Raw genomic sequence first — 23,455 nt, forward strand, 5'->3', positions numbered from 1 at the left:
CCGGTGACTACCGGGTGACTACCAGCGGTCGTGCACCTGCGGCCGGATGCGGCGGTCGTAGAGCTCCCGCACGGCGTCGAGCGTGGCCGCGGGCAGCGGCTCCAGGGCCGCGGCCGCGACGTTGGACCGCGCCTGCGCCACGTTCCGGGCGCCGGGGATCACCGTCGTCACCCCGGGCTGCTGGACGACCCACCGCAGCGCCGTCTGGGCCGGGGTGGCGCCCTCGGGTGCGAGCGCGGCGAACTCCCGCGCCGCCTCGACGCCCGTCGCGAAGTCCACGCCGGAGAAGGTCTCGCCCTGGTCGAAGGCCTCGCCGTGGCGGTTGAAGCTGCGGTGGTCGTCCGGCGCGAAGGAGGTCCGCTCGCTGTAGCGGCCCGACAGCAGCCCCGAGGCGAGCGGTACCCGCGCCAGGATCCCGACCCCGGCGGCCGCGGCGGCGGGCAGCACCTGCTCCAACGGCTTGAGCCGGAAGGCGTTGAGGATGATCTGCACGCTCGCGACACCCGGGCGCGCGATCGCGGTCAGCGCCTCCGCGCACGTCTCCACGCTCACCCCGTAGGCGGCGATCCGCTCCTCCGCCACCAGGGTGTCCAGGGCGTCGAACACCTCGTCCGAGGAGTAGACCGGCGTCGGCGGGCAGTGCAGCTGCACCAGGTCCAGCCGCTCCACACCCAGATTGGCCCGTGAACGGTCCGCCCAGGAGCGGAAGTTGGCGAGGTTGTAGTGCTCGGGTCGCTGCTCCGCCCGACGGCCGAACTTGGTGGCGACGAACACCTCCGCGTCCGCGCGCTCCTTCAGGAAACGGCCGATCAGCCGCTCGCTGCGGCCGTCGCCGTAGACGTCGGCGGTGTCGAAGAGCGTGACACCCGCTTCGACGGAGGCGTCCAACACGGCCAGGGCGTCCTCCTCCCGGACGTTCCCCCAGTCCGCGCCGAGCTGCCAGGTGCCGAGTCCGACGATCGATACGGGACGGCCGGTGCGGCCGAGTACGCGCTGTTCCATGGCAGGAGCCTCTCACGTCCGTCGACCGGTCCGGGGGAACGACCCCGCCGCGGAACCGGCGCGGGGGCCGGTCTGCGCGAGGCCGGTCTGCGCGAGGGGTCGGCCTGCGCGGGTCGGGTCGGTCCGCCGGATCGGACGGTGCGGGCCCCGGTGCGGGCGGCGGGGCGTCAGGCGGGGCACCCGGCGTCGGCGAGCACGTAGAAGCCCGGGGACGTCTCCTCCAGGGTGTGGACGGTGAAGGTGTTCCACAGGCCCATGGCCTGGCCCGAGCCGTTGGCGTAGGTGAGGCCGCCGCTCTGGTGGGCGCGCCCTGCGACGGTCTGGGCGTAGTTGCTGTCCGTGAAGCAGGTCGGAGCCGGGGCGCCCCTGCCGCCGGCGCTCACGGCGGAGGACCGGGCGCCGACGGTCCCGGAGGAGTCGACGGCGGCGACGGCGTAGCCGTGGGCGACCGAGGTGTCGACACCGGTGTCGGTGTAGGTGGTGCCGGTGACGGCTCCGGTGTCGACCCTCACGCCGTCGCGGTAGACGGCGTACGAGGCCGCGCCGCTGACGGCGTTCCAGGACAGTGAGACCGCGTGGGCGGTGGTGCCGGTGACGGCGAGGCCGCCGGGTGCGGGCAGTTGGGCGGCACCGAGGCCCCAGAACCGAGCCGTGTAGTAGCTGGAGCAGAGGGCGCCCAGGAAGTACGCACTGGTCGTCCCGCACTGGTCGGGGCCGGAGCCGGGGTCGACGGCGAGGCCGTGGCCCATGCCGGAGACGGAGTACAGCGCGACGGCGGGCCGGCCGCCGCCGTCGTCGTAGGTGGTGAGGGTGGTGCCGCCGGGAAGGCTCTGGGTGCTGGACGGCGTCTGGCCGATGCCCCAGACGTCCGTCCACTGGTCGCGCAACTCGGTGCCGTTGACCGGCCGGACGGTGTAGTCGGCGGTGCCCTGCCAGATCGCCACGCGGGGCCACGGCCCGGTGTAGCCGGGGTCGGAGCCGCGGACCTTGTCGCCCCACTGCGCCGGCGTGAGGTGCTGGTCGTCGTTCTGGCAGCCGGAAGCGGCGCCGAGAGTGGTGGCGCACTGGGCCGGCAGCCCGGAGTCGACGGCGCCGCCGGCGAAGACGTCGGGATAGTCGGCGAGCAGGTCGGCGGTCAGCCCGCCGCCGGCGGACAGGCCGGTGACGAACACGCGGTGGGCGTCCGAGCCGTACAGCGACTCGGCCTTCGTCACCATCTGCACCACCGAGGCGGCTTCGCCGCGGCCGCGGGCGTCCTTGCCGGAGTCGAACCAGCTGAAGCAGGAGAGGCTGTTGTTGGCGGAGTCCGTCTGCGGGAAGACCACCGCGAAGCGGTACAGGTCCGCGTACTTGGGCCACCCGGAGGCGCTGTAGTAGTCGTTCGCGGTCTGGGTGCACCCGTGCAGCGCGACGACCAGGGGCGCTCCCGCCGGCAGAGCGGTCGGCACGTAGCTGTACATCGCGAGGTTGCCGGGGTTCGAGCCGAAGTCGCTGACCTGCTGGTACGTGCCGCTGCCGGCCGCTCCGGCGACCGCGGCGGGGGCCGGTGCGGCGGAGGCGGCGACGGCGGTGCCGGAGGCGAGGGTCAGCACGGTGGTGCCGACGGCGGTCCACCGGCGTACGGCGCGTACGGCGCGCGCGACCGGGCCGGACGTGCGCACGGGCTTGTCCATGGTGGGCTCCAGGGTGGGGGAGGGGCCCGTCGGCCGCTGGGAGGGGGGAACCGGCGGGCGAGGTCGTGCAGTGAAGCATGGAGCCGGGCGGACGGCCCGGTGAATGGGCGGGACGTCCACCTCCCACCGCCTCCCGGTGTGACGCGACGCCATGGTGCCGGGGTGGCTCTCCGGCCGACCGCCTCGGGCCGCCGACTCGGCACAGAACCCGCGGTGGTTCTGGGGCTCGGGCTCTGCGCGGTCACCTCCGCGTCGAGCAGCCGGACGGCCTCGTCCGTGCGCGGTCGGACCGGTGCGCGGATCTCCGCGAGGGCCGCGAGCCGTCGGTCGGTCCAGCGTCAACGAGTGCATGATCATGGACTGCTGACGGGGCAAATGATCACCCGTTTGAGGGGCCCCTGCGCGTGATCGGTCCGGTCGGGCGGGCCCGCAGGCGGCACGATGTGGCCCATGTGTGAGACCAGCAACCCCCGGACGGTTCGGAGCCCGGGGTCGAACGGTGCGAGCCGACGGGTGTCGGGCTGATCCATGGTGCACCCGATGCGAGCCGCTCTGCGGACGGCAGGTGCGCTGCTCGTGGCCGTGGTGGCGGTCGGCTGTGCGCCGTCGCCGTCGCCGTCGCCGTCGCCGTCGCCGTCGCCGGCCGGCCCGAGCGCGGACGAGGTGATCGCCGCGGCGACCCGGCAGCTGACCGACTCCTGCCTGCGGCGCCAGGGGATCACCCCGCCCGGGCCGGGGAAGCAGCCCCCGCCGGCGGCCGACCAGCAGCGGGTCACGGACGCGTTGTTCGGTACCGGACCGGCCCAGCTGGCCCTCACCCTGCCGACCGGATACGTCGTGCGGGCCCACACCGACGGCTGCCTGGCCGCCGCCCAGCAGCAGCTGTACGGCGACCAGGCCGGGTGGTTCCGGGCCTCGGTGGTCGTCAACAACCTCCAGCCCGAGGCCGACCACACCCACAGCAGCCTCGAACAGGTCCGCGCCCGCCACCAGGGCGACCTCGCCACCTGGCAGCGACTGCGGGCCCACGCCCTGGCCGAAGCCACGACCCTGCTCAGCAACCAACCGACTCCAGGAGGTCCACCCCGATGAGGCGCTTCACCACCCTGCTCACCACGGCCGTGCTCGCCCTCGGCTCGGCCGCCGGCACGGCCGTCCCGGCCGCCGCTTCCGCGCCGTGCGGGAGCGGGTACTTCTGCGTGTGGACGGACGCGAACTTCCAGGGCCTGAAGATCGAGCACTCGGGAGACGACCACTGGTGGGAGGGCGACATGTTCAAGCACGACTCCTCCTGGGCCGACCACGGCATTTCGGGCCCCGGCGTGAAGGACCACGTGAAGGTCTACGAAGGCCGTGAACTGCTCGGCCGCGTCACCATCTGCCTCGCCCCCGGGCAGGAGGTCGGCTACAACCAGGGCGCCAACGACCAGGGCGGGTCCCACACCTGGACGATGAGCTGCTGAAACCCGTCGGCGTCGGCACCGTCCCGGGGGAGCGGAGCACATCCGACCGGCCGGCGCTAGGCTGCCTTGCGCGCACCTCCGTTGACCGGTGCGCGCGAGGGGACGGGGGCGGGCGCATGGCGCTGCTGGAGAACGATCCGCGCGAGATCGGTGGTTACCGGCTGGAGGACCGGCTGGGCGCCGGCGGGATGGGCGTGGTCTACCTCGCCCGGTCCTTGTCGGGCCGGCAGGTGGCGGTCAAGGTGATCCGCGCCGACCTGGCCTCGGACACCGAGTTCCGCGCCCGCTTCCGGCACGAGGTCGCGGCCGCCCGGCTGGTCAGCGGGGCGTTCACCGCGCCGGTCGTCGACGCTGACGCCGACGCGGTGCTCCCCTGGCTGGCCACCCTCTACATCCCGGGCCCGTCGCTGGCCCAACGCGTCGCCGCCCGGGGCCCGTTCATCGCCGACGAGGTGCGACGGCTGGCGGTCGGCCTGGCCGAGGCGCTCCAGGACATCCACCGCGCCGGCCTGGTGCACCGCGACCTGAAGCCCGGCAACGTCCTCCTCGCCCAGGACGGCCCGCGCGTCATCGACTTCGGCATCGCCCGGGCCCTCGACGGCACCCAGCTCACCAGCACCGGGGTGGCCGTCGGCACCCCGCCGTTCATGGCGCCCGAGCAGTTCCGGGACGGCACCGCCGACCCGGCCACCGACGTGTTCGCCCTCGGCTCGGTGCTGGTGTTCGCGGCCACCGGCCGCGGCCCCTTCGGCGGTGACTCCTCACACGCGGTCGGCTACCGGGTGGTGCACGAGGACCCGGACCTGACCGGTGTGCCGGCCGAACTGGTGCCCCTGGTCACCGCGTGCCTGGCCAAGGACCCGGCCGGGCGGCCCACCGCCGACCAGCTGCTGCAGCGGCTCGCCGGGGCGGAGCGGACGGCGGCCGAACGGCCGCAGACGCAGCCGGCGGCGCCCGCGACCGTCCTCGACGCGTCCGTACCCGACCCGGCACCCGCGCCCGAAGCCGTCGGCGTACCGGACGGCGCTGCGCGCCCGAGTGGCCGCCGTGGGCTGATCGTCGGCGCGACGCTGCTCGCGCTCGCTGCGGCTGCGGGGCTGTCCATCGCCACCTGGCCGTCGGGGACCTACGACAACCCGACCCCCCTGCTCGGTCCGGACGCGCCGCCCGGGCCGGTCACCTGCGGCCCGGCGGGGGACGCGGTGATCGGCGCGGACACCCAGCAGGCGGTCCTCGTCGACCGGTGGACGCAGAACTACCACCAGGCCTGCCCCACCGCGAACCTCACCGCCAAGGACGGCACCCGCTACGGCGCGGCGGGCGACGACTTCGCCGCCGGCCGGGTCGCCGCCGCGGTCCTCGACGTCCCACCCGGGGACCAGGACCTCGGATCGCGGTGCGCGGGCGGCCGCGCCGTCCGACTCCCGGTGGACGTGACGCCGATCGCCGTGGTCTACAACGTCCCGGGGGCGGGCCAACTGATCCTGGACGCCCCGGTCATCGCCCGGATCTTCAACCGCCGGATCGTCAGCTGGGACGACCCGGCGATCCAGGCGCTCAACCCGGCGTCCTCACTTCCGGCCAAGGACATCATCGTGTACCGCCCGTCCGGCGAGCTGTCGACCACGCTCGCCTTCACCCGGTACCTGGCCGCGGCAGCGCCCGCGGACTGGCCGTTCCCCCCGAGCACGTCCTGGCCGGCCCAGGCCCACGGCACCACGCAGCAGACGCTCGACCTCACCGGACGGACCGCCGACACGCCGTACGCGATCTCCTTCGCGCCGCTGGCCGCCTCCGGCAAGCCAGCCGCCGTCGGCAAGCTGGGTACCGCGTCGCTCCCGGCGGGGCCCGGCGGCGCCCCCGTGCCGGCCAAGCCCCAGGCCGCCACGACGGCGGCCGCGTCCGCCCGGGTGGCCGGGTCGGGCGCCGACCTGACGGTCAGCCCGACCTACGACCAGCTCGTGCCGGGCGGGTATCCGCTGATCCAGATCGGCTACGCGGTGTACTGCGACCACGGCGGCACGGACGACCGTTCCGCCTCCGCCGTGGCGGGCTACCTCTCCCACATCGTCAGCGGGACCGGCCAGCTGACGGCCGAGAACCTGGGCTACGCCCAGCTGCCGCCCGACCTGCTGGAGCGCGTCCGGGCCGTCCTGAAGGACCAGGCGAAGCACTGACCCCGTGCGGATCCGGGGAGCCGGTCGCCCTGGGCGCCTCCCGGAGCGCACTCCGCCCCGTCCGATGACGTCGGAGCCCCGCCGGTGTCGTTTCAGTTCACGTGTGCACGTGTGCAGGTGCGCGTGAGGTATGTCAGGGGCGGTGGAGCAGCCGTTCGGCGAGCTGCTCGAGGGCCTCGATCCGGAGGGTCTCCAGCCGCGGCGCGGCGCCCTCGCAGCGGCACCGCCGCCCCGTCGGCGGACTCGCTCCGGGCCCGGTCGAGCAGACGGGGCAGAGCCGGTACCCGGCCGAGAGCGAGCGCGAGCTTCAGGGCGAGGTCGACGGCCATAGCCGGGAGACCGCGCCCGGGGTCAGGCGGTGACCTTGGCGACGAAGGCGGCGAGGTTGGCCACCGTGCGGCGGATCTTCTCCTCGACGGTGAGCGACTCGTGCAGCCGGGTGCCCACCTCGCGCTTCCCGCGCACGTAGAGCGAGCAGGCGAGGTCGCTGCACATGTACGCCCCCACCGAGTTGCCCTGCTTGCCGGCCTGCCCGGCCCGTGGTGCCACCAGCAGCGAGACGCCCCCGGTGTGCGTGGTCACGCAGAGCGAGCAGATGCTCCGCCGGGCCTGCCAGGAGGCGGCGCCGGAGGATCGCAGCGCGACCGCCACCGTCCGCCCGTCCAGCTCGGCGGCGAGGTAGCCGCGATCGGGTGCCTGCGGGTCGCGCCAGCCGAGGAAGTCCAGGTCCTCCCAGGGCTGTTCGGCCAGGTCGCGGGGAACGTGCAGGCGCTTGGCCTCGCCCTTGCTGCAGTTGACGAAGGCGGAGCGGATCTCGTGCTCGGTCAAAGGCTTCATAGAGTGGATAGTAAATAACCTAGGAGGGCTAGGCAAACGTATACTGGGTCCAGGCGATCGAAGGGAAGCGCATGGCACGCGTGGGGCTGAACGCGGAACGACTCACCCGGGCGGGAGCGGAGCTGGCCGACGAGGTGGGCTTCGACAAGGTCACCGTCTCGGCGCTGGCACGACGCTTCGGGGTGAAGGACGCGAGTCTGTACTCGCACGTCAGGAACTCCCAGGACCTCAAGACCAGGATCGCGCTGCTCGCGCTGGAGGAACTCGCCGACCGGGTCGCCACCGCACTGGCCGGGCGCGCCGGCAAGGACGCCCTGGCCGCCTTCGCCAACGCCTACCGCGACTACGCCCGCGAACACCCCGGCCGCTACGCCGCCGCGCAACTGGAACTCGACTACGAGACCGCGGTCAACAGCGCCGCCGTCCGGCACTCCCGGATGACGCGTGCCATCCTGCGCGGCTACGACCTCGCGGAACCCGACGAGACGGACGCCGTCCGGCTGCTCGGCAGCACCTTCCACGGCTACGTCGCCCTGGAACGGGCCGGAGGATTCCAGCACACCCCCCGCGACACCGAGGACACCTGGGCGCGCATCCTGGACGCCCTCGACGCCCTGCTGCGCAACTGGCCGGCGCCCTGACCCCGGTGACGCCCCGTTGGCCGACCGGTGCCGCAGCCGCGTGCAGCCGCGTGCAGCCGCATGCAGCCGCGCGCAGCCGCGTCAGGTGCGCCGGGGCAGCCGGTGCAGGCGCAGGTCGGTGAGGCGGCCGCCCTCCGCGTCGGCGGTCAGGTACGTGGCGAAGGGCTGGCGGCGCCGGTCGGTGGGGGAGCCCGGATTGAGCAGCCGCAGGCCGCCCGGGGTGCGGCTGTCCCACGGGATGTGGCTGTGGCCGAACACCAGGACGTCCGCGTCGGGGAAGCGCTCCTCGCACCGCTGCTCGCGGCCCCGCGCCGGCCCGGTCTCGTGCACGACGGCGAAGCGCAGACCCCCCAGCTCCGCCCGGGCCACCTCGGGCAGCCGCTCCCGCAGCGCCGGCCCGTCGTTGTTGCCGTGGACGGCGACCAGCCGCCGGGCCCGGGCCTCGAACAGGTCGAGCGTGGCGGCGTCCACCCAGTCGCCGGCGTGGAACACCACCTCGGCCTCCTCGACGGCCCGCAGCAGCGGTTCGGGCAGGGCGCGCGCCCGGGTGGGGACGTGGGTGTCCGTGGTCAGCAGCAGTCGCACGCCGCGCTCCGGTTCTCGTACGGGTTCGGGCCGGCAGGGGCGGCGTCAGCCGGGCAGGAGGGACCGGAGGGCGTACGGCAGGATGCCGCCGTGCCGGTAGTACTCGGCCTCGGTCGGGGTGTCGAGGCGGATGCGGGCGGTGAAGCGGATGGTGCCGGACGGCCCGGTGGCCTCGACTTCGGCCGTCCTGGCCGTCCCCGCCGCCCCCGCCGCCCCTGCCGTCCCGTCCGTCCCGTCCGTCCCGGCCAGTTCGGCGAGGCCCCGGACGGCGTAGGTCTCCTCGCCGGTGAGCCCCAGTGAGCCGGCGTTCTGACCGGGCTGGAACTGCAGCGGCAGGACGCCCATGCCGACGAGGTTGGAGCGGTGGATGCGCTCGAAGGACTCCGCCAGCACGGCCCTGACGCCGAGCAGCGCGGTGCCCTTGGCCGCCCAGTCCCGGGAGGATCCGGAGCCGTACTCCGTGCCCGCGACCACGAGCAGCGGCACGCCCTCCTCGGCGTACCGCACGGCCGCCCCGTGGATGGTGGTCTGCTCGCCGTCGGGCAGGTGGCGGGTGAAGCCGCCCTCGGTGCCGGGCGCGAGCAGGTTGCGCAGGCGGACGTTGGCGAAGGTGCCGCGGATCATCACCTCGTGGTTGCCGCGCCGCGAACCGTAGGAGTTGAAGTCCCGCGGCGCGACCCCGTGGGCCTGCAGGTACGCGCCGGCCGGCGAGTCGGGCCGGATCGCGCCGGCGGGGGAGATGTGGTCGGTGGTGACCGAGTCGCCCAGCAGCGCCAGCACCCGGGCGCCGGTCAGGTCGCCGGGCGGCAGGGGCTGCCGGGGCATCTCCTGGAAGTAGGGCGGGCACCGTACGTAGGTCGAGTCGGGGTTCCAGGTGAACAGGTCGCTGCGGGGCGCGGGCAGGGCGCGCCAGCGCTCGTCACCGGTGAACAGGTCGGCGTAGCCGGCCGTGAACATCTCCGGCCGCAGACTGGCGGTGACCACCTGCTGGATCTCGTCCGGGTCCGGCCAGACGTCGCGCAGGTGAACGGGCCGGCCGTCGTCGCCGATGCCGAGCGGGTCGCGGGTGAGGTCGACGGCCATCGATCCGGCGAGCGCGTAGGCGACCACGAGCGGGGGCGAGGCCAGGTAGTTGAGCCTGGTCTCGGGGTGGATGCGGCCCTCGAAGTTCCGGTTGCCGGAGAGGACGGACACCACGGTGAGGTCGTCGGCGGCCACGGCCCGCGACACCTCCTCGATCAGCGGCCCGGAGTTGCCGATGCAGGTCGTGCACCCGTAGCCGACCAGGTCGAAGCCGAGAGCCTCCAGCGGCGGCAGGAGTCCGGCGTGCGCGAGGTAGTCCATCACGATCCGGGAGCCCGGCGCGAGGCTGGTCTTCACCCAGGGCTTGGAGCGCAGGCCGCGCTCGACGGCCTTGCGGGCCAGCAGCCCGGCGGCGACCATCACCTGCGGGTTGGAGGTGTTGGTGCAGGAGGTGATCGCCGCGATGACCACCGAGCCGTGGCCGATCCGGTCGACGGTGGCGCCTCCCGCCGGGGCGGAGACCGGACCGGGCGGTGGGGGCGGCGCAGCACCGGACCGGGGCGGCGGGGCGGGCCGGTCGCCGGGGTGGTCGCCGGTCACCGACAGGGGGTCGGAGGCGGGGAAGGACTCCTCGTCGCCCTCGTCGACTCCGGCCGGGGCGCCGGTGTCCGGGCTCCCGTCCGTGCCGAGGGCCGCGAACAGGGCCGCGGGCGCGTCGGCCAGGGCGATGCGGTCCTGAGGCCGCTTCGGCCCGGCGATCGAGGGGACGACGGCGGACAGGTCGATGTCCAGCGTCTCGCTGTAGTCGGCGGTGTGCCCGGGGTCGTGCCACAGCCCCTGCTCCTTGGCGTAGGCCTCCACCAGGGCCACGTGCCGCTCGTCGCGGCCGGTGAGGCGGAGGTAGGCGAGCGTCTCCGCGTCGATCGGGAAGATGGCGCAGGTGGCGCCGTACTCCGGGCTCATGTTGCCGATGGTGGCCCGGTTGGCCACCGGCACCTCGCCGACGCCCGGCCCGTGGAACTCCACGAAGGAGCCGACCACGCCGTGGGCGCGGAGCCGTTCGGCGATCGTCAGGACCAGGTCGGTGGCGGTGCTGCCCGCCGGGAGCGCTCCGCTCAGCCGTACGCCCACGACCTTGGGCAGCAGCATGCTCACCGGGCGGCCGAGCATCGCGGCCTCCGCCTCGATCCCGCCGACGCCCCAGCCCAGCACGCCGAGCCCGTTGACCATCGGCGTGTGGGAGTCGGTGCCGACCAGGGTGTCGGGGAAGGCCAGCCCGTCCTCGTCGAACACCACCCGGGCGAGGTGCTCCAGGTTGACCTGGTGGCAGATGCCCGTCCCCGGCGGGACGACGCGCAGGTTCCGCAGCGCGCCCTGCCCCCACCGCAGGAACTCGTAGCGCTCCCGGTTGCGCTCGTACTCGAGCTCCACGTTGCGGTCGAAGGCCTCGCGGGAGCCGAAGCGGTCGGCGATCACGGAGTGGTCGATCACCAGCTCCACGGGCCGGCGGGTGTCGATCAGCGCCGGGTCGCCGCCGCGGTCGGTCATCGCCTCCCGCATCGCGACCAGGTCCACCAGGCACGGCACCCCGGTGAAGTCCTGCATCAGCACCCGCGCGGGCGTGAACTGGATCTCGGTCGCCGGCTCGGCACGCGGGTCCCAGTCGGCGACCGCACTGATCTGGTCACCGGTGACGCCGTGCCCGTCCTCGTTGCGCAGCAGGTTCTCCAACAGCACCTTGAGGCTGTACGGGAGCCGGTCGGCGCCGGGCACCGCGTCGAGCCGGTAGAGCGTGTGGGACGAGCCCATGGCTTCGAAGGTCCCACGGGCGGCGAAGCTGTCCGACGGCATGGTGGTGACTCCTCCCGGGGGCGCGGCGGCCCGTGCGGGCCGGGGACCGCACGCGGCGGCTACCCGGGGGCGGCGGAGCCAACCGGGACGACCGCATCCCGGGCCAGGGCCACCGCACCCCGGGCCAGGGCGACCGCACTCCAGGGCCACCGCACCCCGGGCCAAGGCGACCGCACTCCAGGACCGGACAGCGGGCGGGATCAGCCCGGCCGGCCGGCCGACGCGGCCGGGGTCGAGCCGCCGTCAGCGGCGCCGTCGGGCGAGCAGGGCCGCGCCCGCCGCGAGCGCCCCGCCGGCCACGGCGGTCACCGCTGCGGCGTGCTGCGAGGCCCAGAGCTGGAGGCTGCGCCCGTGGGACCGCCCGTCGAACTCGCCGTGCGCCCCGTGATCGGTGCCGACGGCGCCGTCCACCGGGTGCCAGAGGTTGTTCGGCCGGCCCGGCCCGACGGTGTCGCCGGTCTGCTGGGAGTCGAAGCCGGTCCGGGCGAGGTAGCGGTCCAGCAGCGGCGCGGCCGCCTTCTGGGCGAGGATGGTGGCGGCCGTGCTCCCGCCCACCCAGTACTGCTTGCGCTGCGGGTGGTCGGCCGCGAAGGCCACCGCCCGGGCGCACAGCTCGGGTTGGTAGATCGGCGGCACCGGCTGGGGGTGGCGCGGCAGTCGGGAGAGCACCCAGGAGAACTGCGGGGTGTTGGCGGCCGGCATCTGGACGACCGTGACGCGGACGTTGCTCTTCTCGTGCAGCAACTCGCAGCGCAGCGACTCGGTGAAGCCGTTGACGGCGTGCTTGGCTCCGCAGTACGCGGACTGCAGGGGAATGGCGCGCGCGCCCAGTGCGGAACCGACCTGGACGATCGTGCCCCGGTCGCGCGGCTTCATCCGCTCCAGCGCGGCCATGGTGCCGTACACGAAGCCCAGGTACGTCACCTCGGTGACCCGCCGGAACTCCTCCGGCCGGATCTCGTCGAAGGGGGCGAACACGGAGGTGAAGGCGACGTTGATCCACACGTCGATGGCGCCGAACCGCTCCTCCACACGGCTCGCCGCAGCGGACACCGCCCGGTGGTCGGCGACGTCGGTCGGCAGGACCAGCGCGGTGCCCCCGGCCCGCTCGACCTCCTCGGCCGCCGCCTCCAGGCCCGCGCTGCCGCGGGCGAGGAGCGCCACGTTCGCGCCCCGGCGCCCGTACAACCGGGCCGTGGCACGGCCGATGCCGGCGCTCGCCCCGGTGATCACCACGGTCTGGGTCATCTCGCTCCTCGTTCCGGTCGCCGCGCTGGGGACGATCCGGTCGCCGCGGTACCGCCCGGCCACCGGACGCCCTGACGGGTTTCCCCAACCGCGCGGCCGAAACGGCCGACTCCCGTCGGCGCCGTTTCGCCGGAGCCGCTGCGGGGCAGGCGCGGACGGAATCGACGGGCCGCCCACGGCCGCCGACGGCCGCCGACGGTTGGGACGACGGGCGTGGCTCCGGGGCAGGCCCCCCGGCGTTCACCGCCCGCCCCGGCCGCGCCTGCGGCGGCCACCGACACAGGAGCACCGCGATGACCGTGGCGACCGCACCCGTCCGCGTGGACCGCCTCACCGTGCACGCCTTCACCGTCCCCACCGACGGACCGGACGGCAGGGAGCAGGACGGCACCCTGGAATGGGACTCGACCACCATGGTGCTGGTCGAGGCCCACGGCGGAGGCCGCACCGGCATCGGCTACACCTACGGCGACGTCTCCACCGCGGTGTTCGCCGAGTCCCAGCTCGCGCCCGTCGTCGCCGGTGCCGACGCGCTCGCCCCGCCCGCGCTCTGGCGCCGGCTGCGGCGGGCCGTGCGCAACGCCGGGCAACCCGGCGTCGGAGCCATGGCCGTCTCGGCCGTCGACCTGGCGCTGTGGGACCTCAAGGGGCGGCTGCTGGACCTCCCGGTCGTGGACCTGCTGCCGTCCTTCCACGAGCGGGTGCCCGTCTACGGCAGCGGCGGCTTCACCAACTACCCCCTGGCCCGGCTGGCGGAGCAGCTGTCCGGCTGGGCCGCCCAGGGCATCCCGCGCGTCAAGCTCAAGACCTCCCGGCACCCCGACCAGGACCCGGAACGGCTGCGCGCCGTCCGCCGCGCCGTCGGGGACGGCACCGAGCTGTTCGCCGACGCCAACGGCGCCCTGACCCGCACCGAGGCGGTGCACTGGGCGCGGCGGTTCGCCGAGGAGTGGGACGTCCGCTGGTTCGAGGAACCGGTCAGCTCCCTGAACCCCGACGGCCTCCGGTCCGTGCGGCAACACACCGCGGGCCGGCCGGAGATCACCGCCGGCGAGTACGGCTACCTCCTGACGGACTTCGCCACGCTGCTGGCGGCCGACGCGGTCGACTGCCTCCAGGCCGACGTCACCCGCTGCGGCGGCATCACCGGCCTCCTCCAGGTCGCCGGCCTCGCCGCCGCCCACGACATCGACCTGTCCGGGCACTGCGCCCCCGCCCTCTCCGCCCACGGCTTCTGCGCGGTCGACCGGCTGCGCCACCTCGAGTACTTCCACGACCACGTCCGGCTGGAGGGCATGCTGCTGGACGGCACCCTGCGACCGGACGGCGGCGCGCTGCGCCCCGCGCGGGACCGCCCGGGCTTCGGCCTGGAGGTCAGGTGGGCGGACGCGGAGCGCTACCGGGTGCACGGCTCCCGGCCGGCCCCGGCGGCCCGCTGAAGCCGCCGGAGCAGCCGTCCGTCCGTCGGGCTGCCCGGGGCAGGCGTCCGTCCGCCGGTCCGCCCGGAGCAGCCGTCCGTCCGCCGGTCCGCCCGGGTCGACCGTCCGCCCGCCCCTCCGGGCCGTGCCCGGGAGGCCGCGCTCAGGCCGCGACGCTGAGGTCGGCCCGGCCGAACAGCAGGGCGTACCCGCGCGGGAGGCCGGCCAGGATGCGGTCCGCGAGGTGCTGGTCCGTCACGGCGGCGAGCGCGGTCAGGACGGAGGAGGCGTCCCAGCGGGCGGCGGTGAGGCTGGTGCCCAGGGTCCGGGCGAGCGCCTCGACGAAGGCGGGGGCGCTGACCGGCTCCGGCAGCGGGATCTGGCCGGTGAAGACGGCGCGCCAGCGCTGGGGCAGGGCCGCGGCCAGCTCGCAGCGCTCCTCGCCGGTGAGCTGGGCGCCGAGCTGGGTCAGGACGGCGGTGAGGACGCGGTCGGCCTCCTCGTCGGTGGGGTACCGGCCGTTGGTGCGGACCTGCTGGAGGAGGCGGCGGTGCCGGGTCATCGGTGGTGCCCTTCCGGGACGGGCCGCTGCGTGCGCGCTGCGGCGGGTGGCTGGGGTCAGGGGCGGTGGCCGGCGGCGGGCCGGCCGAAGAGCAGGTCGTAGCCGGGCGGCAGCTGGAGCAGGACGCGTTCCATGAGCTCGTCGCCCGCCGCGTCGGCGACCGTGGACAGCACGGCGCCGATGTCCCAGGGGGCGGTCCGCTCGGTGGCCCCCTCGATCCAGGCCGCGGTGGCGCGCACGAACCGGTCGGGGCTGAGCGGCTCGGCGGCCTGCAGGGGATTGAGCAGGACCAGGGAGAGTGCCTCCGGCAGGCGGGCCGCGAGCTCGGCCCGGACCTCGCCGACCAGGTGGGCGCCGAGCAGGGCCAGCACGACGCGTGCCGCCCGTTCGGCTTCCTGCGGGTTGTCGTATTCGCCGCGTTCCTGGACCTGGTCCAGGAACGCCTCCCAACGGAGCGTCACCGCGGATCCTCCCTTCGCTCTTCGCGCCGTCGGCGCGGAACGGGGTCGGGTCGGGCAGGGCCGGTCCACCCGGCCGTGCCGTCAGGGCGTGGGGGCCAGGTGGCCGGTGAGGCCGGTGAGCTTGAGGAGCCTGGCCACGGGGCGGCCGACACCGCGCAGGAGCAGACGCGAACCCTGCCGGTCGGCCTGGTTCCGGGCGTCGACGAGGACGCCCAGGCCCGAGCAGTCCATGAACGTCACGCCGGACAGGTCCAGCACCACGTCCCGGTGCTCGGCCAGCGCGCGGGACAGGTCGCGGCGCAGACGGGGGGCGGTGTCGAGGTCGATCTCGCCGTACGCCCTCACCACGTGGGGTGCCGGTCCGCGGTCTGACATGGGCGTGCTCTCTCTTCGGGCGGGCCGCTCGCGGCGAGCGGCCCGGGAAGAGGCGGGGCCGTGATGCCCCGCGCCGCCCTCTCGGGGGGTTTTCGGGGCGGCGCGGGGCGGCAACGGGGGCAGCCGGCGGATCAGGCCTGGATCTGCTTGCGGGTCCCGCTGTGGCTGATCGCCACCTTGCGGGGCTTGGCCCGCTCCGCGACCGGGATGCGCAGGGTCAGGACGCCCTCTTCGTAGTCGGCCGAGATGCCCTCGGGGTCGAGGGTGTCGGACAGCATCACCTGGCGCGAGAAGACGCCGAGCGGACGCTCCGAGAGCTCCCACTTCACGTCGTCGCCCTGGTGGCGCGGACGGCGCTCGGCCTTGACGGTCAGCATGTTCCGCTCGACGTCGATGTCGATCGCCTCCGGGTCCACGCCGGGGAGGTCGAAGCAGATCACGTACTCGTCGCCGGTGCGGTACGCGTCCAGCGGCATGGGGGTGGGACGGGTCCACGTGCCGGTCGTGCCCAGGAACTGCTGGGTCAGACGGTCCAGCTCGCGGAACGGGTCGGTGCGCAGCAGCATCGCGAAACACCTCCAGTCGGATCGATGGGTGCCAGTGCGCTTCACCTGTCATTGTTGTAACACGTCATCCATCCGATGACAAACCCCTCGTGTCGTCGGTACGGTGACTACATGAGTGCGAAGCCGCCGAAGCCCGTTTCCGGTCCCGCTCCGAGCGCGGAGCCCGTCTCCTTCCTCGCCGCCGCGGCGGCGCTGGCCGCCATCGACGACGCCGTCCGGGCCGCCCAGGCGCCCGACGCGCCCGGGGCGACCGATACCGCCGGGCGCCCCGCGCCGGTGCCCCATCAGGGAGGCCAGGAGCCCGACCCCGACCAGGCGCTGGCCGCCCTGGTGCTGCTGCGCGAGCTCCGCACCCAGCTGGCCGGCTGGGAGGCCGGCCTGGTGGAGACCGCCCGCGCCGCGGGTGCCACCTGGGCGGACCTGGCCCGGCCCATGGGCGTCGCCAGCCGCCAGGCCGCCGAGAACCGCTACCTGCGGCTGCGCCCCGCCGGTGCCGCCGACTCCGGCGCCGGGACCGGCGCCGAGCGCGTCAAGGCCGTCCGTGACCGCCGGGCCGCCGAACGCGCGATCACCGCCTGGGCCCGCGACAACGCCGCCGAACTGCGCGTCCTGGCCGCCCAGATCACCGCGGTCGGCCTCGCCCGCGAGGCCCGCCCCGCCCAGGCCGCGCTGACCGCCGCCCTCGGCACCACCGACGCCGCCGACCTGATCGAGCCCCTCGCCGGCATACGACCCCACCTGGGCACCGGCCACGCCGACCTCGCCACCCGCCTCGAAGCCCTGGCCCGCCACACCGACCGGCTCCGCGACGCCAGCAACCGCCGCCGCGCCTGACCGGGCCTACCCGCTCCGAGCGGTCGGATCCGAGTACGCGTACTCATGCCGCCCCCGCCGCCGTGCGGAACGATCGTCGCCGGACGGATCAGCCGGTGGAGCAGAGAGGGCGCGGACGGTGGGCACACCCGGGGGGCGGGCGGCGGACGCTCGACGACAGGACTACCGGTCGGCGATCGGCCGGTCCCGGACGGTCAGGGCGGCGGGGGTGGGAGCCGGTCTCGGGGCCGTGTCGATCGTGCTGGCCGCGCTGCCGTGGGCGGACGTCCTGCCGTGCGACGCACGGCAGGACTGGGACTGCCTGGGAGTGGCTCTGATGTTCCTTGCGGTGGCCGCGGTGGTCGGTTTCCTGGCGAGCTGGCTGGCGCTGCGGTTGGCGGGCGTCCGCCCGGCCTGGCGAGTTGCCGTGGCGGTCGTCCTGGTCTTCTGGCTGGCGCGCGAACTGTTCGACCGGGCCGGGGCACCGGGCCTCCCGGAGGTGCTGTCCCCCCTGGTCACGGCCGCCGTGTTCGCGGTCGCCGCGGTCCTGGCCGCGCCCAGGCCGCTGCTCTGGCGGCCGCGGATCGCCCTGCTGGCCGCCCTCGCGCTGTGCTCGCCGCTGTCGGCGGTCCTCGGCGGTCACCGCACGGACGAGCGCCTGCGGGAGGCGCTCGCCGACGTCGGCGTGCCGCTGTACGCGCCCGACGTCACCGGCTACCACCTCGGCACTCCGCTGACCAGCAAGCCCGGCCGGTGGTTCGGCTACACCCTGCTGCCCGACCGCCCGGGCGTGGACGCGGGCGATCCCGGCCACTGGGCCGTCAGGGTGACGGTCCAACCCGTGGAGCGCACCTTCCGGCCTCCGCACTGCGACTCGCTGGACCTGGGCAGCACGGTGTCCGGCGACGGCTGCGAGCAGGTCGCGCCGAACACCTGGCGCCGGGTCAACCCGTACGTGCTCTTCTACTTCGTCCGCCGTGGCGACCACCTGATCGTGATGTCCGCGGACGCCAGGAACACCCCCGAGGCCGACCTGCGCGCGCTGGCGTCGAGCCTCGCGGAGCGCGACCCGGACTACTTCGTCCGGTGAGGCCGCCCGCGCCGGTGGCGGTGCCGCGGCGGCCCGGCGCCCGTACCGCCCTCGCGGGCGCCGGGGCCGGCCACTCGTCCGCCGTAGACCGCCGTGCGGCCCTCGCGTCGGCGTGCTCGACTGAGGCTCGTCCCCCTCCACACCCCGACACTGGAGCGCACCATGGCGATCGTCGTCGTCATCGAGACCCCGGGCATGAACCAGGCCATGTACGAACAGGGCACCGACAGACTCACCGGGGGCCGCGGGGTGGTCAAGAAGGCCTCCGACTGGCCCGTGCCGGGTCTCATCTCCCACACGGCCGCACCCACCCCCGACGGCTGGTTGGTGGTGGACGTCTGGGAGTCGGAGGACGCCTTCCGGAAGTTCGGCGAGCACCTCCGGCCGATGCTCAGGGAGATCGGCGCGCCGGACGTGGAGCCGAAGATCTACCCGGCCTACAACGTCGTCACGTCCTGACCGGAGCCGCTGCCGCCCGGCGGTGCGGGCCCGGGTTCCGATTCCGGCCCAAGGCCTTCGGCCCGTCGCTCAGGCCGCGGGAGCGGACTGCACGGGCACCCGGACCGCGCCGCCGGGGCCGGTGGCCTCCCGCCCGGACTCCGCGGCGGCGATCCGCTCCAGGCTCCGCCACAGGTCCAGGGCCTGCTCGTGCAGCCCCACGACGGTGAGGCTGCCCGCCTCGACCGCGCTGAGGTAGGCGTCTATGCCGGTGACCGCGTGGTGCACCTGTCGGCGCAGCGGCTCCACCCGCCCGGCGTCCTCGCCGTGCTCGCGCGGCGCGCCGATCCGCTCGGCCAGCAGGGACCTGAGCCGCTCCAGACCTTCCCTGCTCATCGGGTCCACGCTAACCATCTCCTGTCGAAGGGCCGCCACACGGATCCGCCGGGTCGGCGACGGCGGTGGCACCCCCACTGTTGGCCCGGCCGCCGCACATGTCAACAATTGCACGAATTGTATGTCGTGTTTTTTCGGTCGTAAAACCGGGTGGCACCGCACAGCCCGTCCGGGATCCGCGGCCCTTCGCGGAAACGCGTTGAGGCGACGGCCGTCGCCGCATGGCGTCGCTGGCGTGGCTGACGAGTGCTTCGGGCATCCACGGCTCGCCGCGATCCACGACCTCCTCGACCCCGACCGCGGTGACCTCCTGCCGTACGTCCGCATCGCCGAGGAGTACGGAGCGCGCCGGGTGCTGGACATCGCCGCTCGAGGGCCGCCGGGAGGCCGGGAAGTCCGGCCACCGTCGGTGAGCGACCGCATTGACCGGGTGACGTCCGGGACAACGTAGGATGATTCAACTCCCGCGCTACGCGCGAAGAGTTCCATGAATTTTCCAAATGTCCGATTCTTCTCCCGCTTCACACGCTCGGAGCCACCCTCATGGACAACCTGTCCACCGCCGACACCGACGGCGCGATAGAGACGCGCGGTATCGAACCCGTCCCCGACCACGAGCGCGGGGGCAGAGTCCGCGAGCTCTTCCCGACCTGGGTCGCGGCGAACATCAGCGTCCTGCTGCTCACCATGGGCGCCGCCCTGGTCGTGTTCAACCAGTTGAACTTCTGGCAGGTCCTGGTCGTCGCGGCGTGTGCCGCCGTCGTCTCGTTCGGCATGGTCGGCGTGCTGTCGGTCTCCGGGAAGTGGGGCGGCGCCCCGGGCGCGACCCTGTCGCGGGCCACCTTCGGGGTGCGCGGGAACCTCTTCCCCGGCGCGATCCTCTGGATCGCCCGGTTCGGCTGGGAGACGATCAACGCCGTCACCGGCGCCTACGCCGTGCTGACCGTGCTCGACCTGCTCTTCGGCGTCAAGAGCAACACCGCGCTGATCGTGATCACGCTCTTCCTCTTCGTCGCCTGCACCTTCCTGGTCTCCGGCATGGGCCGCAAGGCGCTGAACGTCTGCAACACCTGGTCGACGTACCTCTTCGGCCTCTTCAGCGTGCTGGTGCTGGGCTACCTGGTCGCGACCATCCACTGGAGCGAGGTCTTCTCCAAGCCCGCGGGCACCACGGCGATGATGGTCGCCGGCGTCGGCACCATCGCCGCCGGCGGCATCAGCTGGGTCCCCACCGGCCCGGACTTCGCCCGCTACCTGCCGCACGCCGCCTCCGGGAAGAAGATCGTCGGCGTGACGGTCTCGGGCGCCGGCCTGGTGATGGTGCCGATGGTGCTGATGGGCGCGGTGATGGCGGTGGCCTCGCCCGGTCTGGCCGAGGCCTCCGACCCGGTCTCCTTCCTCGGTGACCTGCTGCCGACCTGGCTGGCGGTGCCCTACCTGCTGACCGCGATCGTGGGCATGCTGCTGATCAACAGCCTCTCGATGTACTCGGCCGGCTTCACCGCGCAGACCATGGGCGTCAAGCTGCCGCGCGCGCTGGCCGTCAGCATCAACGCGGTGATCTCGCTGGTCGGCGGCCTGATGCTGATGCTGGTCGCCAAGAGCTTCCTGGGCTCCTTCATCACCTTCCTGATCCTGCTCGCGGTGTCCTTCTCGGCCTGGATCGGCGTCTACGCGGTGGACATGTTCCGCCGCCGCTCCCGGGCGGTGCGCTACGACGCCGCCGCGCTGATGGACACCAGCAGGAACAGCCGGTACTGGTACGCGGGCGGCTTCTGCTGGCAGGCGATGGTGTCCTGGGTGGTCGCCCTGCTGTTCGGGCTGGCCTTCACCACGTGCGACTGGTTCGCCGGCCCGCTCTCCGGCACTCCCGTCGGCAAGTACGGGCTGGCCTGGGCGGCGACCATCGTGATCTCCGGCGTGATCATGGCCGTGCTCCCCGCGCCCCGGGAAAACATTTCCGCCACCGCCGGGCAGCCCGCCGGTCTCCCGGCGGAGCGCACCGACCGGGTCACCGTCTGACCCGGCCCCCCGCGCACCCCGGGCCGCCCGGTCCCCGGCTCGGCCGAGCCGGGGACCGGGCGGTCCGCTGATCGGCACCAGCGTGCGGCGGCTCCCTCCGGAGAGGGAGGCGAGCCCCTCCTCGGCGGGATCCGCCCGGACCGCCGCCCCGGTTGACTGGTGATCGACGACGAGCGGGGAGGAAGACCCATGGTGCGCAGGCGAATCGGGCGACTGGTGGCCCAGGCGGTGGCGGTGGCGGTTTTGGCCGGAGCGGCCGCCGTGCCCGCCGCGGCGGTGGAGGGCGGGACGGGTGACATCCGCGCCGCCATCGAGGCCGTGCCGGGACTGCGGATCGTGGAGGAGAAGCCCGCCGCGCCCGGCTTCCGCTTCTTCGTCCTGACGCTGCACCAGCCCGCCGACCACCACCACCCCGAGCGGGGCGGCTTCGAGCAGCGGCTCACCCTCCTCCACCGGGGCACCGACCGCCCGACCGTGCTCTACACCAGCGGCTACGAGGTCTCCACCAGCCAGAACCGCACGGAACCCGCCGAACTGCTGGACGGCAACCAGGTGAGCACCGAGCAGCGGTTCTTCGGCACCTCCCGGCCCGAACCCGCCGACTGGAACGACCTCGACATCGAGCAGGCCGCCGCCGACCACCACCACGTGATCGAGGCGCTGCGCGCCGTCTACCGGGCGCCGTGGATCTCCACCGGTGGCAGCAAGGGCGGCATGACCACCGTCTACCACCGCCGGTTCTACCCGCAGGACGTGGCCGGATCCGTCGCCTACTCGGCGCCGAACAACGTCGACGACCGCGAGGACTCCGCCTACCTGGACTTCCTGCGCACGGTCGGCACCCCCGAGTGCCGCAGCGCCCTGCAGGCCGCCCAGCGGGCCCTGCTGGAGCGCCGCACCGTCCTGGTCGCCCGCTACCAGGCGTGGGCGGACTCCCGGGGCGACGGCTTCCGGCTGGTCGGCAGCGCGGACCGGGCGTTCGAGGCTGCCGTGCTGCGCGCGCCCTTCATGTTCTGGCAGGCGCAGGGCCAGGCGGCCTGCCCGTCGGTGCCGGCCGCGGACGCCTCCGACGACGTCCTCTACGACTGGCTCGCCCGCGTCGCCCAACTGCCCGTCTACGCCGACGCGGTGGCCACCGGCTTCATCCCGTACTTCTACCAGCTGGGCACCCAGCTGGGCTACTTCCCGGTCGAGACGGCCCACCTGGCGGACCTGCTCCGCTACCCCGGCGTCACCGAGCCGCGCACCTTTGTCCCCCGCGAGATCCCCCTGCGCTACCGGCCGCAGGCGATGCGGGACGTGGACCGCTGGGTCCGCACCCGCGGCGAGCGGCTGATGTTCGTCAACGGCGCCGCGGACCCGTCCGTCGCCGAGCCGTTCCGGCTCGGGAACGGCTCCCGGGACTCCTACCTCATCCAGGTGCCGGGCGGGACGCACTCGGCGCGGATCGCCCGACTGCCCGCCGCGGACGCCGCGGCGGCGACCGCCACCCTGCGGCGCTGGGCGGGGGTGTGACGGGCGGGTGGCAGGGGGCGACCGGGGCCCGCCGGTCCTGTGGCGGGCCGCTCGCCCCGGGCGCCCGTGCGGGTGAGACGCCGTGTCGGCGCACCCTCCGGCCGCGGCCCGGGGCGGTGGCCGGTCTCAGTAGAGGGCGTCGCCCATCGGCGAGCCGTCACCCGTGACGTAGGCGCGGATCGCCGCCAGGTACTCCTGGCGGCCCACCCGCCCGTCCCCGTCGCCGTCCAGCGCGTCGAACGCCGCGTCGGCGTTGTCGGCCCGGTTGCCCAGGGCCTGCCGCAGGAGGGTGAACTGCGCCCGGTCCAGGGCGCCGTCCTGATCGTCGTCGGCGAGGTCGAACAGGGCGCCCAGGGCGTACTGGCAGACGTTGTCGAACTTGTCGGCGTCCACCCAGTCGACGTACTCCTGATAGGTCATCACGCCGTCGCCGTTGGCGTCCATCGCGGCCCAGGCCCGCTCGCCGGTGGCGCGGGCGGCGGCGACCAGCGGATCGTCGTCACCGCGGCCGGTCGCCCGCTGGGCCCGCTCGATGCGGACGAAGTAGTCGTGCCGGGAGGCGACTCCGTCCCCGTCGGTGTCGAGTATCGCGTAGACGCGGGCCTTCGGGCCGGTCGGATCGGCCGGGGTCGAGTACGGCTCCGTGAAGGGGAGCGGCATGTGGGTCTTCCTTCGGGTTCGGGGCGGGCGTGCGTCGCCGGGCGGTCCGTTCAGCGGGTGAGGCGGAGCACCAGGGTCGAGTCGAGGGCGGTCTCGCCCGCGGGGGTGCCGCAGCCGGTACCGGCGCTGGTGCCCACGGCGTTGACGGCGTCGCCCGCGAAGCGCGCGCTGTCGGTGGCGACGGCGCCGGTGACGACCAGTGAGGCGGTGCCGTTCACCTTCACGACGTCGGTCCGGTCGAACCGGAAGGTGGACACCGAGCCGTCGGTCCAGTGGACGGTCGTCGTCGAGGTGTCCCCGTGCTCGTCGCCGGTGCACTCGGTGGCCGGCATGGCGACGGTCCGCTGGAAGGTGCCGGTGCCCGCGTCGGCGCCGGCGGCGTCCACGCAGGAGACGGTGCCGGTCATGGCCAGGGTGTCGGGTACCGGGAGGTTCGTCCCACCGAGGCCGACGGCGTGGGCGAAGACGCCGTGCCCCTTCAGCACGCAGGTGGCGTCGGTCACCGGTGCGGCGGCCGGGGCGGCCTCGGTCGGGGTCCCGGCCAGCAGCGGCACGGCGGCGACCAGCGGCACCACGGCCAGCAGCGCCCCACGGACGGTGATCTTCATGAGTCGTTCTCCCGATGTCCTCGGCCTCGGC

23 protein-coding genes and 1 pseudogene are annotated in these 23,455 nt (G+C 74.3%); 11 read left to right on the top strand and 13 right to left on the bottom strand.

The window, feature by feature from the left end; genetic code table 11:
- Positions 1 to 18: 18 nt before the first annotated feature.
- Entirely contained in the window at positions 19 to 1,002 is a 984-nt protein-coding gene (locus tag ACGF07_RS20265; RefSeq protein WP_392900677.1) for an aldo/keto reductase, read from the bottom strand.
- 167 nt (positions 1,003 to 1,169) lie between these two features.
- On the bottom strand, positions 1,170 to 2,675 hold the full coding sequence (locus ACGF07_RS20270; protein WP_392900680.1) for a PHB depolymerase family esterase: 1,506 nt from the start codon (positions 2,673 to 2,675) through the stop codon (positions 1,170 to 1,172).
- A gap of 540 nt (positions 2,676 to 3,215) precedes the next feature.
- Between ACGF07_RS20270 and ACGF07_RS20275 the strand changes: the two genes are divergently transcribed.
- The 3 genes from ACGF07_RS20275 (at position 3,216) to ACGF07_RS20285 (ending at position 6,315) form a co-directional block, all read left to right on the top strand.
- Positions 3,216 to 3,767: a hypothetical protein gene (locus tag ACGF07_RS20275; RefSeq protein WP_392900683.1), complete on the top strand. Its 552-nt coding sequence runs from the start codon at positions 3,216 to 3,218 to the stop codon at positions 3,765 to 3,767.
- Positions 3,764 to 4,138: a peptidase inhibitor family I36 protein gene (locus ACGF07_RS20280; RefSeq protein WP_392900686.1), complete on the top strand. Its 375-nt coding sequence runs from the start codon at positions 3,764 to 3,766 to the stop codon at positions 4,136 to 4,138. Before ACGF07_RS20275 ends, ACGF07_RS20280 begins: the two co-directional genes overlap by 4 nt.
- A gap of 116 nt (positions 4,139 to 4,254) precedes the next feature.
- The gene (locus ACGF07_RS20285) at positions 4,255 to 6,315 is read left to right on the top strand and encodes a serine/threonine-protein kinase (RefSeq protein WP_392900689.1); all 2,061 of its coding nucleotides are present in this window, start codon (positions 4,255 to 4,257) and stop codon (positions 6,313 to 6,315) included.
- Positions 6,316 to 6,666: 351 nt separating this feature from the next.
- On the opposite strand, the gene ACGF07_RS20290 is transcribed toward ACGF07_RS20285, so the two are convergent.
- A complete protein-coding gene (locus tag ACGF07_RS20290) occupies positions 6,667 to 7,152 on the bottom strand; it encodes an FBP domain-containing protein (protein ID WP_350738183.1) in 486 nt (161 codons plus the stop codon).
- Between the two features lie 71 nt (positions 7,153 to 7,223).
- Between ACGF07_RS20290 and ACGF07_RS20295 the strand changes: the two genes are divergently transcribed.
- The gene (locus ACGF07_RS20295; RefSeq protein ID WP_392900692.1) at positions 7,224 to 7,793 is read left to right on the top strand and encodes a TetR/AcrR family transcriptional regulator; all 570 of its coding nucleotides are present in this window, start codon (positions 7,224 to 7,226) and stop codon (positions 7,791 to 7,793) included.
- An 81-nt stretch (positions 7,794 to 7,874) separates the two neighbouring features.
- Here ACGF07_RS20295 and ACGF07_RS20300 read toward each other — a convergent pair whose 3' ends face one another.
- The 3 genes from ACGF07_RS20300 to ACGF07_RS20310 form a co-directional block, all read right to left on the bottom strand.
- Complete coding sequence (locus tag ACGF07_RS20300) at positions 7,875 to 8,378, bottom strand: metallophosphoesterase family protein (protein ID WP_392900695.1); 504 nt, start codon at positions 8,376 to 8,378, stop codon at positions 7,875 to 7,877.
- Positions 8,379 to 8,423: 45 nt separating this feature from the next.
- A complete protein-coding gene (locus ACGF07_RS20305; RefSeq protein WP_392900698.1) occupies positions 8,424 to 11,252 on the bottom strand; it encodes an aconitate hydratase in 2,829 nt (942 codons plus the stop codon).
- 243 nt (positions 11,253 to 11,495) lie between these two features.
- Positions 11,496 to 12,500: an SDR family oxidoreductase gene (locus tag ACGF07_RS20310; protein ID WP_392900701.1), complete on the bottom strand. Its 1,005-nt coding sequence runs from the start codon at positions 12,498 to 12,500 to the stop codon at positions 11,496 to 11,498.
- A gap of 293 nt (positions 12,501 to 12,793) precedes the next feature.
- Here ACGF07_RS20310 and ACGF07_RS20315 point away from each other — a divergent pair, with 293 nt between their 5' ends.
- Positions 12,794 to 13,939, top strand: coding sequence for an enolase C-terminal domain-like protein (locus ACGF07_RS20315; protein ID WP_392900703.1), 1,146 nt, complete (start codon positions 12,794 to 12,796; stop codon positions 13,937 to 13,939).
- Between the two features lie 142 nt (positions 13,940 to 14,081).
- Here the strand turns inward: ACGF07_RS20315 and ACGF07_RS20320 are convergent, their stop codons facing one another.
- From ACGF07_RS20320 to ACGF07_RS20335, 4 genes are all read right to left on the bottom strand, one after another.
- Positions 14,082 to 14,480: a DUF2267 domain-containing protein gene (locus tag ACGF07_RS20320; RefSeq protein ID WP_350738167.1), complete on the bottom strand. Its 399-nt coding sequence runs from the start codon at positions 14,478 to 14,480 to the stop codon at positions 14,082 to 14,084.
- Positions 14,481 to 14,536: 56 nt separating this feature from the next.
- Entirely contained in the window at positions 14,537 to 14,941 is a 405-nt protein-coding gene (locus ACGF07_RS20325) for a DUF2267 domain-containing protein (protein ID WP_392900706.1), read from the bottom strand.
- Positions 14,942 to 15,022: 81 nt separating this feature from the next.
- Complete coding sequence (locus tag ACGF07_RS20330; protein ID WP_350738161.1) at positions 15,023 to 15,316, bottom strand: STAS domain-containing protein; 294 nt, start codon at positions 15,314 to 15,316, stop codon at positions 15,023 to 15,025.
- Positions 15,317 to 15,447: 131 nt separating this feature from the next.
- Positions 15,448 to 15,882, bottom strand: a complete 435-nt coding sequence (locus ACGF07_RS20335; RefSeq protein ID WP_350749319.1) for an Hsp20/alpha crystallin family protein — start codon at positions 15,880 to 15,882, stop codon at positions 15,448 to 15,450.
- 111 nt (positions 15,883 to 15,993) lie between these two features.
- Between ACGF07_RS20335 and ACGF07_RS20340 the strand changes: the two genes are divergently transcribed.
- The 3 genes from ACGF07_RS20340 to ACGF07_RS20350 all read left to right on the top strand — a co-directional run bounded on the left by ACGF07_RS20340 (position 15,994) and on the right by ACGF07_RS20350 (position 18,244).
- Positions 15,994 to 16,716: a hypothetical protein gene (locus ACGF07_RS20340; protein ID WP_392900710.1), complete on the top strand. Its 723-nt coding sequence runs from the start codon at positions 15,994 to 15,996 to the stop codon at positions 16,714 to 16,716.
- A 229-nt stretch (positions 16,717 to 16,945) separates the two neighbouring features.
- Positions 16,946 to 17,785, top strand: a complete 840-nt coding sequence (locus ACGF07_RS20345) for a hypothetical protein (RefSeq protein WP_392900713.1) — start codon at positions 16,946 to 16,948, stop codon at positions 17,783 to 17,785.
- A 162-nt stretch (positions 17,786 to 17,947) separates the two neighbouring features.
- The gene (locus tag ACGF07_RS20350) at positions 17,948 to 18,244 is read left to right on the top strand and encodes a hypothetical protein (RefSeq protein WP_392900716.1); all 297 of its coding nucleotides are present in this window, start codon (positions 17,948 to 17,950) and stop codon (positions 18,242 to 18,244) included.
- Positions 18,245 to 18,313: 69 nt separating this feature from the next.
- On the opposite strand, the gene ACGF07_RS20355 is transcribed toward ACGF07_RS20350, so the two are convergent.
- Entirely contained in the window at positions 18,314 to 18,619 is a 306-nt protein-coding gene (locus ACGF07_RS20355) for a hypothetical protein (protein ID WP_392900719.1), read from the bottom strand.
- Positions 18,620 to 18,854: 235 nt separating this feature from the next.
- On the opposite strand from ACGF07_RS20355, the pseudogene ACGF07_RS20360 reads away from it, so the two are divergent.
- The 3 genes and pseudogenes from ACGF07_RS20360 to ACGF07_RS20370 all read left to right on the top strand — a co-directional run.
- A pseudogene (locus ACGF07_RS20360) lies at positions 18,855 to 18,983 on the top strand (SAM-dependent methyltransferase); the annotation flags it as partial.
- Positions 18,984 to 19,162: 179 nt separating this feature from the next.
- Positions 19,163 to 20,641 carry a purine-cytosine permease family protein gene (locus ACGF07_RS20365; RefSeq protein ID WP_392900721.1) on the top strand — a complete coding sequence of 493 codons (1,479 nt, stop codon included), beginning with the start codon at positions 19,163 to 19,165 and terminating at the stop codon, positions 20,639 to 20,641.
- A 189-nt stretch (positions 20,642 to 20,830) separates the two neighbouring features.
- Complete coding sequence (locus tag ACGF07_RS20370; protein ID WP_392900724.1) at positions 20,831 to 22,156, top strand: S28 family serine protease; 1,326 nt, start codon at positions 20,831 to 20,833, stop codon at positions 22,154 to 22,156.
- Between the two features lie 126 nt (positions 22,157 to 22,282).
- On the opposite strand, the gene ACGF07_RS20375 is transcribed toward ACGF07_RS20370, so the two are convergent.
- Both ACGF07_RS20375 and ACGF07_RS20380 read right to left on the bottom strand, forming a co-directional pair.
- Positions 22,283 to 22,816 carry an EF-hand domain-containing protein gene (locus ACGF07_RS20375; protein ID WP_392900727.1) on the bottom strand — a complete coding sequence of 178 codons (534 nt, stop codon included), beginning with the start codon at positions 22,814 to 22,816 and terminating at the stop codon, positions 22,283 to 22,285.
- A 50-nt stretch (positions 22,817 to 22,866) separates the two neighbouring features.
- On the bottom strand, positions 22,867 to 23,424 hold the full coding sequence (locus tag ACGF07_RS20380) for a hypothetical protein (RefSeq protein ID WP_392900730.1): 558 nt from the start codon (positions 23,422 to 23,424) through the stop codon (positions 22,867 to 22,869).
- Between the last annotated feature and the right edge of the window lie 31 nt (positions 23,425 to 23,455).

The organism is Kitasatospora sp. NPDC048194, assembly GCF_043202455.1.
Classification (GTDB): Bacteria; Actinomycetota; Actinomycetes; order Streptomycetales; family Streptomycetaceae; genus Kitasatospora.